General features: G+C 31.3%; 21 protein-coding genes. 7 read left to right on the forward strand and 14 right to left on the reverse strand.

Going from position 1 to position 12,180, the window contains the following annotated elements; all coding sequences use genetic code 11:
* Window positions 1-19: 19 nt before the first annotated feature.
* Complete coding sequence (locus C6989_RS09145; protein ID WP_148703329.1) at window positions 20-250, reverse strand: hypothetical protein; 231 nt, start codon at window positions 248-250, stop codon at window positions 20-22.
* A gap of 109 nt (window positions 251-359) precedes the next feature.
* On the opposite strand from C6989_RS09145, the gene C6989_RS09150 reads away from it, so the two are divergent.
* The gene (locus C6989_RS09150) at window positions 360-593 is read left to right on the forward strand and encodes a rhodanese-like domain-containing protein (RefSeq protein WP_255464689.1); all 234 of its coding nucleotides are present in this window, start codon (window positions 360-362) and stop codon (window positions 591-593) included.
* A 66-nt stretch (window positions 594-659) separates the two neighbouring features.
* Here C6989_RS09150 and C6989_RS09155 read toward each other — a convergent pair whose 3' ends face one another.
* Entirely contained in the window at window positions 660-1,010 is a 351-nt protein-coding gene (locus tag C6989_RS09155) for a hypothetical protein (protein WP_182126960.1), read from the reverse strand.
* Between the two features lie 69 nt (window positions 1,011-1,079).
* On the opposite strand from C6989_RS09155, the gene C6989_RS09160 reads away from it, so the two are divergent.
* Complete coding sequence (locus C6989_RS09160) at window positions 1,080-1,316, forward strand: hypothetical protein (RefSeq protein WP_148703332.1); 237 nt, start codon at window positions 1,080-1,082, stop codon at window positions 1,314-1,316.
* Between the two features lie 131 nt (window positions 1,317-1,447).
* On the opposite strand, the gene C6989_RS09165 is transcribed toward C6989_RS09160, so the two are convergent.
* The 7 genes from C6989_RS09165 to C6989_RS09195 all read right to left on the reverse strand — a co-directional run bounded on the left by C6989_RS09165 (window position 1,448) and on the right by C6989_RS09195 (window position 5,064).
* Window positions 1,448-1,840: a hypothetical protein gene (locus C6989_RS09165; protein WP_237087622.1), complete on the reverse strand. Its 393-nt coding sequence runs from the start codon at window positions 1,838-1,840 to the stop codon at window positions 1,448-1,450.
* Between the two features lie 42 nt (window positions 1,841-1,882).
* The gene (locus C6989_RS09170) at window positions 1,883-2,038 is read right to left on the reverse strand and encodes a hypothetical protein (protein WP_182126961.1); all 156 of its coding nucleotides are present in this window, start codon (window positions 2,036-2,038) and stop codon (window positions 1,883-1,885) included.
* A gap of 354 nt (window positions 2,039-2,392) precedes the next feature.
* Window positions 2,393-2,860, reverse strand: coding sequence for a hypothetical protein (locus tag C6989_RS09175; RefSeq protein WP_148703333.1), 468 nt, complete (start codon window positions 2,858-2,860; stop codon window positions 2,393-2,395).
* A 67-nt stretch (window positions 2,861-2,927) separates the two neighbouring features.
* The gene (locus C6989_RS09180; protein ID WP_148703334.1) at window positions 2,928-3,161 is read right to left on the reverse strand and encodes a hypothetical protein; all 234 of its coding nucleotides are present in this window, start codon (window positions 3,159-3,161) and stop codon (window positions 2,928-2,930) included.
* A 705-nt stretch (window positions 3,162-3,866) separates the two neighbouring features.
* Window positions 3,867-4,190, reverse strand: a complete 324-nt coding sequence (locus tag C6989_RS09185) for a hypothetical protein (RefSeq protein WP_148703335.1) — start codon at window positions 4,188-4,190, stop codon at window positions 3,867-3,869.
* A gap of 38 nt (window positions 4,191-4,228) precedes the next feature.
* A complete protein-coding gene (locus C6989_RS09190) occupies window positions 4,229-4,819 on the reverse strand; it encodes a hypothetical protein (RefSeq protein WP_182126962.1) in 591 nt (196 codons plus the stop codon).
* 41 nt (window positions 4,820-4,860) lie between these two features.
* On the reverse strand, window positions 4,861-5,064 hold the full coding sequence (locus tag C6989_RS09195) for a hypothetical protein (protein ID WP_148703337.1): 204 nt from the start codon (window positions 5,062-5,064) through the stop codon (window positions 4,861-4,863).
* 57 nt (window positions 5,065-5,121) lie between these two features.
* On the opposite strand from C6989_RS09195, the gene C6989_RS09200 reads away from it, so the two are divergent.
* The 3 genes from C6989_RS09200 (at window position 5,122) to C6989_RS09210 (ending at window position 6,828) form a co-directional block, all read left to right on the forward strand.
* On the forward strand, window positions 5,122-5,373 hold the full coding sequence (locus C6989_RS09200; protein ID WP_148703338.1) for a hypothetical protein: 252 nt from the start codon (window positions 5,122-5,124) through the stop codon (window positions 5,371-5,373).
* 670 nt (window positions 5,374-6,043) lie between these two features.
* The gene (locus C6989_RS10290; protein ID WP_237087623.1) at window positions 6,044-6,247 is read left to right on the forward strand and encodes a hypothetical protein; all 204 of its coding nucleotides are present in this window, start codon (window positions 6,044-6,046) and stop codon (window positions 6,245-6,247) included.
* Between the two features lie 44 nt (window positions 6,248-6,291).
* Window positions 6,292-6,828, forward strand: coding sequence for a hypothetical protein (locus C6989_RS09210; RefSeq protein WP_182126963.1), 537 nt, complete (start codon window positions 6,292-6,294; stop codon window positions 6,826-6,828).
* 71 nt (window positions 6,829-6,899) lie between these two features.
* Here C6989_RS09210 and C6989_RS09215 read toward each other — a convergent pair whose 3' ends face one another.
* Together C6989_RS09215 and C6989_RS09220 are read right to left on the reverse strand one after the other, a co-directional pair.
* Window positions 6,900-7,166 (reverse strand): hypothetical protein, encoded by a 267-nt coding sequence (locus C6989_RS09215; RefSeq protein ID WP_148703340.1) that lies wholly within the window; start codon window positions 7,164-7,166, stop codon window positions 6,900-6,902.
* A gap of 560 nt (window positions 7,167-7,726) precedes the next feature.
* Window positions 7,727-8,044, reverse strand: coding sequence for a GIY-YIG nuclease family protein (locus C6989_RS09220; RefSeq protein ID WP_148703341.1), 318 nt, complete (start codon window positions 8,042-8,044; stop codon window positions 7,727-7,729).
* Between the two features lie 96 nt (window positions 8,045-8,140).
* Between C6989_RS09220 and C6989_RS09225 the strand changes: the two genes are divergently transcribed.
* The gene (locus C6989_RS09225) at window positions 8,141-9,823 is read left to right on the forward strand and encodes a helicase C-terminal domain-containing protein (RefSeq protein ID WP_255464699.1); all 1,683 of its coding nucleotides are present in this window, start codon (window positions 8,141-8,143) and stop codon (window positions 9,821-9,823) included.
* 84 nt (window positions 9,824-9,907) lie between these two features.
* Here the strand turns inward: C6989_RS09225 and C6989_RS09230 are convergent, their stop codons facing one another.
* The 3 genes from C6989_RS09230 to C6989_RS09240 form a co-directional block, all read right to left on the reverse strand.
* Window positions 9,908-10,087, reverse strand: a complete 180-nt coding sequence (locus C6989_RS09230) for a hypothetical protein (RefSeq protein ID WP_148703343.1) — start codon at window positions 10,085-10,087, stop codon at window positions 9,908-9,910.
* A gap of 269 nt (window positions 10,088-10,356) precedes the next feature.
* Window positions 10,357-10,620 carry a GYD domain-containing protein gene (locus tag C6989_RS09235; RefSeq protein ID WP_148703344.1) on the reverse strand — a complete coding sequence of 88 codons (264 nt, stop codon included), beginning with the start codon at window positions 10,618-10,620 and terminating at the stop codon, window positions 10,357-10,359.
* 392 nt (window positions 10,621-11,012) lie between these two features.
* Window positions 11,013-11,357, reverse strand: a complete 345-nt coding sequence (locus C6989_RS09240) for a helix-turn-helix domain-containing protein (RefSeq protein ID WP_182126964.1) — start codon at window positions 11,355-11,357, stop codon at window positions 11,013-11,015.
* 362 nt (window positions 11,358-11,719) lie between these two features.
* Between C6989_RS09240 and C6989_RS09245 the strand changes: the two genes are divergently transcribed.
* A complete protein-coding gene (locus C6989_RS09245) occupies window positions 11,720-12,019 on the forward strand; it encodes a hypothetical protein (protein WP_148703345.1) in 300 nt (99 codons plus the stop codon).
* Window positions 12,020-12,180: the final 161 nt, after the last annotated feature.

The following is a 12,180-nucleotide window of genomic DNA, read 5'->3' on the forward strand; positions in this document are numbered from 1 at the left end:
TGTTCTTTTAGTTGTTCTCTTAAAAAGATTGATTTGATGTCTCTACTGTGAATCTATTTTCTTGATATTCTTCGTCATAGATTTTCTTTATCTTTTTTTTAATAACAAACTCATCAAGAATTTTTTCTACCTCTTCCTCTGAAATGCCAAATCTTCTATGAATATGTCGTATTGCAGTTGTTTCATTAATTTCTGCTCTGTTTTTAATAAAATCAAATATTGTTTCTTTAATGTCTGTAGTTTCAGTCATAATTCTATGCTGCATGAACAATATTTAAAACTGGCAACGTTAATTTTGATGTTAACTATCTTGTTATCAAATCATATACATACAAATTTGACGTATGTAAATTATCAATATGGCTGAAAAAATAACTGCATCTGCGCTAAAATCTCAGAAAAATGATTTTGTAGTTATTGATGTGAGAGAAGATGATGAACTTGAGGGTGGAAAAATTGATGGTTCCATTCACATGCCTTTAGGTTTGAGCATTAGAAATGCAAAAAAGAAGCAGATTGAGGATCTTCGAGGAAAGAAAATCTGTACTTATTGTGGTCTGGTTATCGAGGAAATCTTGCTGCTGATGAATTAATTAAAGAGGGATTCATTGCAGTAACATTGGAAGGCGGATATCCTTCTTGGACCCAGTCCTAATTTTTTATTCATTCCAGACTGATTGAATTTTTAGCCATGCGATCAAATCTTTGTATAATTTACTTTTGTTCATATTTAGAATGCCGATCTCAAGGTTTGTAGATGATTTGACTGTTTTTGAATAGTTTTCATATTTTGCAAAAATTATTTTATCTAGATACATTTCATTTTGCATCTCTTTTTTTGCCAGCTCTTCAGATTCTGTCATTGCAAAGCTTGCAAACAACACACCATCAACCCAATATGCATTAGCTGACTCTAGAGATGACATCATTCCAATTAGATCATCAAGATCCAATTTTATCATATCTCGAACATAGATTTTGTCATATGGCTTATGGATAAACTCTGTCATGTGCTGAATCTTGTGTGGAGTTTAATGAGTATTTGGAAATTTTATAACTGGTTTTAAACAAATTATTTTATGGTTGAAACTAGTGGAGATTCTTTTGAACATGATTTGTTTGTTACAGAATTCCCAAAACAAGGCTATGGCATAGTTGATTACCTGCAAGGTAGAGTTCATTTTGCTTTACTTGATCAAATGAAACTGATGCACACCTCTGGCATGACCCAGGAGAAGATAAAAGAAACAATTCTTATGCGCGTTACTGAAATTATTGAAAATTTTGAACCTAATTCTGACTCAAAAGGTTCTTGATTCTAAATTTTTTGAATCAGCCATAATGATCTTGTGGCATTTACAATAGCAATTAGTATGTGGCATATCATTATCCATTCGGTATTGACATTCTTTGGTATGTTCTATTGCTGACAATTTCCTTATTCAGATTATGCCTTGGTTGGATCACGACTAAGTATGTTTAGAACATGCTCAACAATTTGTTTCTGACCACCTTCATGAACATCTTTTCTTACCGTATCTGAACCCATACTGACAAAGATTAGGTTGTCATCTCCTAAAGGAAATGTCATTCTTGTAATCTTTTCAAATGCAGCTACTGCATACAACCCCTTTCCAATTTTTGAACTGAGTTCTTTTCTTCCTTTCCATGCTTGTGCGGCTCTTTTCAAAGATGCTTCTGTTTCTTGTTGTGACAGATAGTTTGTCACGCTTTCTCTGTGGCTTGTAGCAAGTATGTTTCCTTCATTATCTGTGACTATACTATGTCGTATGTTTACATCTGAATCCATTATTCTCTTTAAGAGATTTTCAAAATTCATACAATACTATATATCAAAATGTTACTTAAAAAGTTCTAAAAATTATGATGATTTTCTATAATCAAAATACTCTTGTATCTCATTGTTGAGTTTTTTTATTAAATACTCATCAGTAAAATCTGATTTTTTTAGTGATTCCCATGTCTCCTCAATTCCTTGTTTTAAGACAAATAATGTTCTTTTATCGTCACAGTGCATGATATTTCATCTTAATTATGAAATTTATGTTTACCAGAATTTAAAAAAATGATTAGAGTTTTCTCTAAGTTGTTTTGACTGTGTTTTTTAGCCTAGTAATTTTGACTGCACAGAAATTCAGGCATATCAGTCTTCGGATATTAACCATGAAAGCCCAATTGCTTCTTCCCATGATGAATTGTTATTGTTATTTTCCATGATTTGGTATGAGTAATTTTCTATTTAACAAGAATGAATGAATTATCAGTATTAAAAATATGAACAAATCAGTAGTGATTCTTTATATTTAATCTCAGTAAAACTTCTTACCCGACCATGTGGTGGCGATTCAAATTTTTTTGAATCTTACCACTTTTAATTTTCTAAATTTGACATTTTTTCATAATAGTATTCTTGTTTTTTCAATTCTTTTTCGTTTATGATCCTGAATTTTCTTATTGGGATGAGTTTTGAAATCTCTTCATAAGTGGTAATGTCTATTGCATCAGCTGCATACGCAATTTGTAAAAGAGGAGCTTTTTCCTCAATTATTGGTTTTACTTGATTGTATCCGCTACTTTGCCTCATCCCAGTTCTAAATAGCCCAATGTGTTTATCGCTTTTTGAAACTTGAGGATCTTGATAACAACAAATTGCAAATTCATCTTCTTCTTTTTCAATAATCGTCAATCTGGTAAATTTTTCACTCCAATTTTCAATATTTTTTGAGATTTCAAGTGCTTCATCTTTATCTTCAAAAACAATTGATACTACTATCCTATCTTTTTCATGAGCCCATGATATGCCATAAAAATTTTTTCGCCAATCAATTTCAAATGACATAAAATCCTTTAAAAAATCTCACATTAATTCTTTCTAATAATCTATATTCTTAGAAAAAAATGATGAACTAACAATCTTTGTCACATTCACATTTTCTGCTCGTAAACAGATTTTTGAATGCTTCAAATCTTGACTGGTTAATTGATGGTTTTGTTCTTCCAACAATCTTGAATAATTTGATCCCAGTCTCCGCGCTAGTTCCTTTTAGTGCCCATGAACCATTTTTCATAAGGTATGGTTGTGGGTTCTTCATTGACACTTTTTTTCGTGCCTTGATATCATATGCCTCTATTACTGACATGTGTCTTAATTGCCAAATTTCTATTACTAGTCAAAAGTGAATTTTTTCGCAGCATCTAGCTCAAAAATTATTTTTTTAAAACAAAAAGAGAAATTAGGACGTAACATTTAGTGCGGATATCTCACATTCACACGCTTCTCTTTTTCCACAATATGGACAATTGCAGTCACAATGTAGTAATGGAACGCCGCAAGTTATGCATTTGGTATATTCTGCAAAGTCATCTCTCATGCTGTTATATCTCATTCAAAATTGATAAGTTGTCTGCTAAAAATTATGTAAATTAGTTTTAATTTGAATTTTTTTTTAAACAAATGTTTGAAAATTCCCTCCTGTCTCTTTTATATCTCGAGCCCATAATTGTATTGACGCCTTCGATTAGTGGTCTAGGCATGCTATAAACGACCACTATTCCAAGACGTTACTAGTCTCTTTTTTTCAATAATGCCTCTTGTGGGGATTTGTCTTTATTGGATTCCCAATGCCAACCATGATGTTTTTTCTAATGCTTTTCTAATTCCTCTGTTGTCGGCTCTTTCCCTAAGGGTGTACCACATAATTTACACTGTATCATTTTTGACTATCTCTTGTTTTTTCTTTTTTGGTTTTATTGTGGGATGACACTGTGCAGGTAAATTTTCATCATCCATGAGTTTTTAGAATGGTTTGCTGAAAATAAGTATTTGTTTAATTTTATGCAAATTTTTATTTTTTATTTTTGAAATTATTTGCTTTTTGTCTTTTTCTTTTTTGTTCTGAATTCATTATGGAGTACGTTTGACCTACTTTGCACAATTTCATTTCTCCTGAAAATTCATCATGAACTGACTCAATTGTTCCATTTGATAGTAATTCGCCAATAACATCCCATGCTTTACTCTCCGATATTTCAAATTTGTAGGGTATTGTTGTGACTTTGGTAAAAAATCCATTTTCTGAATTTCTCAAAATAAATTTTTCAACCTTTTGCTCAGTAGTTAGTGAAGGTCTTTTTTTCGTAAATTTTCTAAATGGCTTTTTTTGAGACAATATTTGATTAAAAAATAATCTAGTATTTTAGCTATACATCATTTTGCATTAATTGTATCTGGATCATTATTTCCTGGCAGATATTTGTCTCCTAAGATTCCTTTCATATTCTCATCAAATTCTTCTTGAAGTCTTGTAAGGTACATTTCAGCTTCTGTTTCATCCTGGGGAATACCAGTGTCTGTATCGTAATTGAAGCCTGTTGCGAGGTGGTAAAATTCTTCAAAGAATTCTTTGCAATCAATTACATCTGCATCTGAGTCAATTGATACTACAAAGCAACCATTATCAATTTTAAAATTCAAACAGATTTCTTCCTCAATCATTACATCTGCCATTACGGCCATTAGATAAGGTACGTATTTCTCATCAATATTTCTCTGATTCTTGTTTGAAATCCATAATTCTTCTCCGTCAATCATATGATCAAATGTTCTAACTACCATATCTCTTATCTTCACATCAAGATGGGCTGATTTTGATTTCCATAATTTTTCATCATAGTTTAGAGGCTTGACATAAATAGCATCAAATCTTAAATCTTCATTTAACTGATCAAATTCCCACACCTGCTTGTTAGTCCACATTGGAGAAAATTTTGCAATTAATGCTCTAGTTGTCTGATTCAATAGATGTTTTCCACTTTTTCTGTAGTTTAATCTTACCTAGATTATTTGATTCCTGACTTTAGATACTCTATAGTGCATTCTGCAAGCTCTTTATCTTTGTGCTTTGTTATTTCGTGTTTGCAATTAGGGCAGATCCCCTCTTGCCCTTCTGTATATTCATCTCCGACTTGTTTCATACAACATTCCATCAATTCTGATGTTGAATGTGATTCCATTGAAAGTTTGCATGTTGGGCATTCAGTCATACTATTACAACTTTATGACTGGTAATAAATTATATTTAATTTTGAATGCATTATTACATGAATCCACAAAAATTTCATAATACAATCAAATGTGTTTGTAACGAATCAGTTAATTTTGAAATAATTGATGAAATTGAATGTGATTGGGGAATTCATTCTGTAATACAATGTCCAAAATGTCAAGAACTGTTTTCAATTGATAATATTTGTCCAGCATTTTGTGATGTTTTAGATTTAGAAAAAAATAATTTTAATCTATTTTCTGAAAAAGAAAAATTTGATTATACCTTAAACTCTCATCCTAATTGACTTAGGCCACAGATAAAAGTTGATAATCAATGTCGTGTTGCGTTAATGCTATTATCAACAATCCAGCTACACCTATGGCAATACCTTAACTATTAAAATATTAATAAAATAAAAAAACAATGCAAAAATTGATTTAGACAATTAAAAAAATTAATCAAATTTAACTAAACAAAATTATGAAACCTACAGCTAGTGCAACTATTGAAATTCCCATGCATACATAAAACCTGTTATTCATGATTTATGCTAGAAATTATCTAAAATTAATAGTTTGGATTTGGAAAGCAAGCAAGTTTGATATCTTTTATGCATCGACTCTTTGGGAGTTACAGCCAGATATCAAACAGGCAAACAACCTTGCTTCCAATATTTGTAATGGTTTGTATTCCCAAAAATTCTTAAAATAAAACATGTCTTGCATATTGATCAAAATGGGTTGAAAAAATTATCCACTTTGTGCTCATAAATCTGAGCCTAGGAGCATTTTTTGATGCATATTTAAAAAATACATACACTTTCTTTTAGTCTGAATTCACGTTAGATATATTGAGTCATCCGTTTGATGGCGTTCTAAGTTTGCCTTAACTGACTATATTCCTAGAATCATGCCGTCAAATACACCCCACTTTTAACAAAAAATTTTTCAATTCTAAAACTTAATGATACATGTTTGTTAATCACATGTAAAGGCGTCCAGAAAAACAATAGACATGAAAAATGTCCATTCCTCCATGATGGTGACTGGGGGGATTCACAATTAGTAGACCATCAAAACTATCACAGATCACAAGAAACTCAAAATTATTCGTGGCTTGGATTTGAAACCTCTCAACCTATTGGAAAATTCAGTGGACGAGATGGAAAAAATTCCTAATCACAATCTAATTATTCTAAAATATCTAAATCATCCTCAAGAAAATGAGCGAAAATAATACTTTGTCTTGGTCAAAGAACTACTCACTGAAATGGTCTGATTTCAAAGCAGAACATAACCCTGCAACTTTTGAAGATTCTCACAGTGTGATAAAATATGGTTTTACTTGGATAGTTGACTCTGAAAAACTGGGTAGTGAAGTACTATTTTTTATACAAAATATTGATCTTTCTGTAGAGTTCTGCCCCCTATTGTCTTCTGTTAGAATATCTGAGGCGAATGATCGTTTGCTAAAACATGAACAAGGGCATTTTGATTTGGCTGAATTAGTTAGACGTGAAAATATTTCAGCACTGCAGATGAAATTTGAAGGAAAGAAATTTCAAACAAGAGGAAAAAATGAAGAACAAAGAAAACAATTTGCAAAAGAAGATTCTGGCAAATTAATTGCTCAAGAAGTTGAAAAAATACAAAAAATATTAGATGAACGTATTAAGAAATATGATAAAGTTACTGATTTTGGTAATAATTTAGAAATACAGTCTGAATATAATTTAAAATTTGAACAGTTAAGACTCTGATTATGCTTCTGATTTAGAATTATTAGAAATTTTCCGTTAACATTAGTTATCCGTACTGGTTTTGACTAATCTTAGTGTGACTTTTCAAAAATCTTGTTTTCTTGAATTGAGTTTATGTAATTTACCAGACTGCGGTAATATTTTAAATGAAAATCTAAGTCTCGAATCTCTGTTTGTTTTAACTCCTCTAACTCTGGCCCAAAATCCCTTTTGTCTGATTGAATTTGATTCAAAGTATTTTCATTAACTTCAATCATGTGAAATAAACTGTGAAGAACCTCTTCTTTGGTCAATGTTCTTTCGCATGATTTTCTTAATAATGCCTCAACCCAATCCATATTTTTTTAAAACCAAGTTGTTATATCACCACCTAAATGTGATTAATTCTTACCTTTACTCTATTTTTTTTAATTGAGGCTAAAATTACTTTTTTTCTGATTTCTTTTTTCTATCCATTATTTCCTTATTTCTTTCCGTATCTGAATGCACTTCTACATGGTCATAAAGTGCCTCTTTTGAATCAAAAATCTGTTCACAGTAATAGCATTGATGCATTTCTAAATTACTACATTCTTAGATTAATTGTTTTCTCCAATGTAAGGCTAATTCATTCGTATTTCAGTATGCAGTAAAATGAAATTCTGGATTTTTCTTACAATCTTGTTTTTTCAATTGGACTCAAATCTTGCAGACTAACGTCTTTGAATGTAGATTAAAAATGGGTGTGCTGTCCATATTAGGACATATCTATTTGTAAATAATTTTTTAAATATGGTCTAAGCTTGATGAATTCTGAGAAATCATTATTTTGTCAGGTCAAATGAACAAATCTTTGTCTCAAATAGTATGATGTCCATATGCCCTTTATTCAATAGTTTTTGATTGGGATTTGGATTTTTTAATGTGTCTCTATCTTTATCTCTGAATTACATGTGGGCAATTCATTTGTCTCACTTCTAAATTGATCAATCAATTGTAATTGAAGTTCTTTTGAATTATCTGAGAATACTCTTTGATAAAATTGAGTTTTTTGTTTGCATTCATTTCCTTCAAAATCTGTGTCAACATATTTTGTGAATGTTTTTTCCAGATTATTACTTTCTCCGATGTAGATTGGGTCTTTGTTTCTGTTGTATAGAACATATACGCCTGGATTTGGTTTTACAAATTTTGCGCTCTCTAGCCATACTCTCATCTTATCATCTAATAATTCCATGATCTATGATGTATTTACTAGATATTAAACTAGATTACTATAATTCAGATATTACAAGAACCTTCATGCTTTTAATATAAAGGAGAATCCAGATTAATCCTGTCTCTTTTAGAAAAATTTCCTCAACAATTTGTTCCTAGAAATATTCAAAAGGAAATACTTTCTGATATTGAAGAGCAGTTCAATTCTGGACATAAAAAAATTATTTTGTGTGCTCCTACAGGGGTTGGCAAGTCTCTTGTGGGTGCAACAATCTCCAAACATTTTGATAGTTCTTTTACTGTAACTGCATCAAAACATCTTCAAGATCAATACATCAAAGACATTCCTTTTCTCAAACCTGTAAAGGGCAAATCAAATTTTCCTTGTCTAAAATTAATGTCTGCTGAAAAAGTCGATAATTCTAGAAGGGCAATGAGGTGGGGCCTGACATGTGAGAAAGGAGAGTGTCAGGAAAGGACTAGCAAAAATGGCAAAGAAGTAGTTGAGGTTTGTAAATTCAAGCCTACAATAAAACAAGTTGAGGAAAATACCCAGGATTCTGATTCTTGCCATTACTATCTTCAAAAATACGATGCTCTGGTTTCAAAGCATTCACTTTGGAATTATCATGCATTTTTTCAAATTATGAAATTCAACAAGAAATTATTTGAAGATTATCTAGATCGTAAAGTGTCAGTTTTTGATGAGGCCCATAAAATTGAAGATCAAATTATTCAGTTTGTAGGATTCGATATTTTTAGTGGCCAAGTAGATGAATGTAATCTTAATGTTGACAGATATGATTTTACAGATTTAGATTCTATGATAAATTTAACTGATGATATTGCATACTCTTATGCTAAAAAAATTAAAGACATCAAAGAAAGTCCATCATTTGAAAAGGAACCTGACTATGAATTAATTTCAAGATTGGAACGACGTTGTGATAGAGCCGCACAGGCCAAAATTGATATTGCATCTGATAAAGATAATTTTGTTGTAAATGATCCTGTTAGGGATTTAAATGGAAATTTTAGAACAATATCTGTAAAACCAATTGATGTTTCAAAGTTTGCAAATACTTTTTTTGAAACAGAATATCAGCTTTTCATGTCTGCAACAATTGATAAAAACAGTTTTTGTGAAAATATGGGGTTGAACAAAGATGATGTTGCATTTGTTGATGCTCCTAAATCTCCGTTTCCTATTGAACATAGAAAAATTGACTTGCTAAATATTCGACGACTAAGCTATGGTTCCACAGAAGAAGATGAATTAGAAGTAATCAAAACAATTGATAGGATTTTAGATGAACACTCTGATGAATGTGGATTGATTCTTACGTCTTCTATTCCAAGATGTCACAAAATCTTAAGATATCTGTCTCCAAAAAACACTAGAAGAATAAGGATTTGTCATAGTAAGAATAAAGATGGGAAAACCCAAGATGAAGTGATATCTGAGCATGCCTCTGATCCTACAGGGGTCTTGTTATCCTCTTCATTGTGGGAGGGTGTTGATCTCAAAGATGACCTTTCTCGTTTTCAAATAATTGCAAAGGTTCCATATCCAAATTATAAAGAAAAGCGTACAAAAGCCAAGATGGATAAATTCCCTCTTTGGTATACTTCTCAAACCCTTACCAAACTACTACAGGGATTTGGGCGTTCTATTCGAAGTGAGGATGACTGGGCAAGAACATATGTGCTTGATGCTGCAGTAAATAACGTCTTTTTTAAGGCACAACAAATGATTCCAAAATCTTACTATGATGTTTTAGGAATAGAAAACCTGTAGTAGGTGAATCTCTATAGATTCAGTAAATAGACTAGATGTGAGGATCTACATTTTTGTTGAATATATTCAAACAAAAAATTTGTTTTAATCATTGTATATTTCGTTTTTCTTTCTATTGAATTTGTTGTATCCTTCTTTATCGTAATCTGGGTGATCATATCCTAGCACATCGTACCCGCTACTATCATACCCATCTTTGTCATACCCATCTAGATCATATCCATACTTGTCAAATGTACGACTGAATCTGCCCAACAAACCCATAACAGAATTTCATGAATTCAATTCAGATAAGCATTTTCCTATCTGATACGTCCAATTTTATCCTAAAAATAGTTGTTCAATCCACGTGGGCAAAATTTGTAACAACTCTTTTCTAATTTAGAGAAGGAGAGAAACTAGTGACTAAAAAGAAACAATTTTGCAATTATTGTCCTGAAAACAAGTGTTTGCTAGATTGCAAAATCTGTAATCCAAAACTTGGAACAGGATACATTTGTGATTGTTAATTATGACAAATTATACTTTCATGATTAATAATCTAACAGTTTCATTACATCATCTCGTGAAACTGCAGTCATTGTCTGAAAACGCATTACTTCACTTGCCATAACGCTAAGCTTCATTGCATCTTTTTCAGATGGTGCTTCGTAGATCCATACGGCATCAAATTTTCCAAGAGTCCAGTATGTTCCAACTATCTTTATTCCTGAAGGGGGATTTTTCATAATTTCTTTTCCAGATTCCACTACATCTTTTGTTTTTTTCTTGAATTTGATCATACTAATGAAGATCATTTCAAATGATTAATCTCGATTATCTGATTTAACAATATTGAATATTTTACAAGTTTAGAATTATACAAATTATTATTTATTTTTGAACAGGGATTTTCATTTTTGCTTATTCTTATTTAACTTCTGCATCCCCTGGTTTTTCTTTTTGCACGTAGGTGTGTTCTGCAGCATGGGCACTGAACTCCCTCAAATTCTAGATATGCATCACAATTTGTGCATCTCTTGACCCCTTGACTGTATCTTCTACTCTCAGAACGATACCTTTCACAAATTCCTCTACAAGCCATTATGGGATCAGCAATCCTTTGCATTTTGGACATTTGTATTTGTATTTTGTATAGTGAATTGTGAAAATTCCTCCACATAAACTACAAATTTTCAGAGATGACTGTCTACTCATTTTTCAAATTTGGATTTTTAGTAAATAATATTGATGGCTCGAACTCTTTGATGGTGATTGTGACATCTTTTATCATGCTTTGATAATATGTGACTATGTGTCCATTTTCTGCAAAATCTGATTTTTTTAAAATCAATGAGCAGTCTTTGAGACTTTGAACTCTTTTGTAGGCTGAACTTAGGGGAATCTTCAACTCTTTTGCTATTTCTTGTATTCTCTTTGGTTTTTTTATAATTGAAAATAAAATATGTCTTGATTCTAAATTTATTAATTCATTGAAAATTTTATGTGAAATATCATATTTTTCTACTAGCAACGGTCTGAGTTTTTTTGCCACAAGCGATTTTAAATTTTTATGGGATATAAAAAAACTAGAGACTCTCATCATCTAGAATATGATTCTAAAATGAAACTTGATTTTAACAAAGAAAACATTAACACAGTTTATTCGAAGTTATGCCAATAGCAACTTCCATGTGGATGAACCTTGAATTGCGTTAATGCTTTCTTTGATTCAAACCTTGCTTGCAAAAAAGTGTCAGGGTAAGAAAACATGGCTTGAACATATTTTGATATAAAGTATTTGTAATAAAATAGATGATTATTTTATTATGCTATTCTAAAGTTTTGACATATCAAATTGTATTATGCTATTACAACCATCTCTATCTTTAATTTATAATTTGCAGATAACACATTATGTCTGATCAACTAAAACCATGGGTTATAGTAAGCTCAATCAGTGATGATGCTTCTGAACAAGATATTGATAGGATTCGCCCCCAAATTATTTCCCTAGTAGATAATTGGCAATCCTCTAATGGAACTATGTGGTCTGGCTCTTTTAGTGGCAAGCCAAGCGGAATGGCAGTGTTTGAGGCAACAGAGCAAGAGGCAAAAAAATTCTACGATGAGTACTCTAAGGTATGTGGAGATGTACTGGTACATCACATGTATCAGTGGGATGCAATGCCCATACTTTCAGTTTTATCAAAATGACTGAAAGATTTTTTATTTTTTAGGTGCCCAAAATGGTAAATAGACCACTGAGTTGAATCTTAATTGAATCATGATTTGTAATCTGTAAATTACATCAGTATTTTTTTTGCTCAAGAATCATCTATTTTTAAAAAAGTAGGCATGAAAATACGGATAAAACA

It is taken from the genome of Nitrosopumilus sp. b2, assembly GCF_014078535.1.
Classification (GTDB): domain Archaea; phylum Thermoproteota; class Nitrososphaeria; order Nitrososphaerales; family Nitrosopumilaceae; genus Nitrosopumilus; species Nitrosopumilus piranensis.

Coding starts and splice junctions, on each gene's coding strand:
- C6989_RS09145 (WP_148703329.1), bottom strand. CDS start 250: ATGACTGAAACTACAGACATTAAAGAAACAATATTTGATTTTATTAAA.
- C6989_RS09150 (WP_255464689.1), top strand. CDS start 360: ATGGCTGAAAAAATAACTGCATCTGCGCTAAAATCTCAGAAAAATGAT.
- C6989_RS09155 (WP_182126960.1), bottom strand. CDS start 1,010: ATGACAGAGTTTATCCATAAGCCATATGACAAAATCTATGTTCGAGAT.
- C6989_RS09160 (WP_148703332.1), top strand. CDS start 1,080: ATGGTTGAAACTAGTGGAGATTCTTTTGAACATGATTTGTTTGTTACA.
- C6989_RS09165 (WP_237087622.1), bottom strand. CDS start 1,840: ATGAATTTTGAAAATCTCTTAAAGAGAATAATGGATTCAGATGTAAAC.
- C6989_RS09170 (WP_182126961.1), bottom strand. CDS start 2,038: ATGCACTGTGACGATAAAAGAACATTATTTGTCTTAAAACAAGGAATT.
- C6989_RS09175 (WP_148703333.1), bottom strand. CDS start 2,860: ATGTCATTTGAAATTGATTGGCGAAAAAATTTTTATGGCATATCATGG.
- C6989_RS09180 (WP_148703334.1), bottom strand. CDS start 3,161: ATGTCAGTAATAGAGGCATATGATATCAAGGCACGAAAAAAAGTGTCA.
- C6989_RS09195 (WP_148703337.1), bottom strand. CDS start 5,064: ATGACTGAATGCCCAACATGCAAACTTTCAATGGAATCACATTCAACA.
- C6989_RS09200 (WP_148703338.1), top strand. CDS start 5,122: ATGAATCCACAAAAATTTCATAATACAATCAAATGTGTTTGTAACGAA.
- C6989_RS09210 (WP_182126963.1), top strand. CDS start 6,292: ATGAGCGAAAATAATACTTTGTCTTGGTCAAAGAACTACTCACTGAAA.
- C6989_RS09215 (WP_148703340.1), bottom strand. CDS start 7,166: ATGGATTGGGTTGAGGCATTATTAAGAAAATCATGCGAAAGAACATTG.
- C6989_RS09220 (WP_148703341.1), bottom strand. CDS start 8,044: ATGGAATTATTAGATGATAAGATGAGAGTATGGCTAGAGAGCGCAAAA.
- C6989_RS09230 (WP_148703343.1), bottom strand. CDS start 10,087: ATGGGTTTGTTGGGCAGATTCAGTCGTACATTTGACAAGTATGGATAT.
- C6989_RS09235 (WP_148703344.1), bottom strand. CDS start 10,620: ATGATCTTCATTAGTATGATCAAATTCAAGAAAAAAACAAAAGATGTA.
- C6989_RS09245 (WP_148703345.1), top strand. CDS start 11,720: ATGTCTGATCAACTAAAACCATGGGTTATAGTAAGCTCAATCAGTGAT.